Raw genomic sequence first — 911 nt, forward strand, 5'->3', positions numbered from 1 at the left:
ACGGCTGGGGTTGCGCAGGAGGCGTCGAGGGGTCGGGTCGCGCCGAGTGGTGGGCTCGCTCCGCGCAGGGGGGCGCGTCCGGGTCGTCGTGGTGTCGGGCGGACCGTGCTCTACGTGGTGCTCGTCCTTGGTGCGGTGCCGACGATGCTGCCGTTCGTCTGGTTGATCCGCAGCGCGCTGATGGGTGACAACCAGATCTTCATCGCACCCCCGGAGTGGATTCCGAACCCCTTCGAGTGGGCCAACTTCTCCGGCGCACTCACCGCGCAGCCGTTCGCCCGGTACTTCCTCAACACGATGATCATCGAGGTCTTCACGGTGATCGGCACCGTTTTGACCTGCGCGGTCGCGGGGTTCAGTTTCGCACGGCTGCGGTGGCGGGGACGCAACGTCGTCTTCGCGGTTCTGCTCAGCAGTGTGATGCTGCCGTATGCCGTGACGCTGATCCCGACCTTCGTCATGTGGCGGACTCTCGGCGCGTTGGACACGTTCGTGCCGCTCACGGTCCCGGCGTTCTTCGGCGGCGCGGGTGGTGGCGTGTTCAGTATCTTCCTGCTGCGGCAGTTCTTCCTGACGATTCCGTTCGAACTCGACGAGGCGGCCTACATCGACGGCGCGTCGCCGTGGAAGGTCTTCTGGACGATCATCCTGCCGCTCTCGAGGCCAGCCCTGGTCGTGGTGACGATCTTCACGTTCATCGGGACGTGGAACGACTTCCTCAACCCGTTGCTCTACCTGAGCAGCGAGGAGAACTACACACTCGCGCTCGGCCTGGCGTCGTTCCAGAGCGTCTACACCGCGCAGTGGGGCTACCTGATGGCCGCATCCGCGGCGGTGATCGCACCCATCATCGCCCTGTTCTTCTTCCTCCAACGCTACTTCATCGAAGGCGTCACGCTGACCGGTATCAA

The 911-nt window shown here is 64.5% G+C and carries 1 protein-coding gene; it reads left to right on the forward strand.

Annotated elements, in window-relative coordinates; genetic code table 11:
* Positions 1 to 105 precede the first annotated feature (105 nt).
* Positions 106 to 911: carbohydrate ABC transporter permease (locus ABNF93_RS34675; RefSeq protein WP_349332504.1), on the forward strand; the 806-nt coding region annotated here is incomplete at its 3' end.

Source organism: Actinopolymorpha sp. B9G3 (assembly GCF_040120725.1).
Lineage (GTDB): Bacteria > Actinomycetota > Actinomycetes > Propionibacteriales > Actinopolymorphaceae > Thermasporomyces.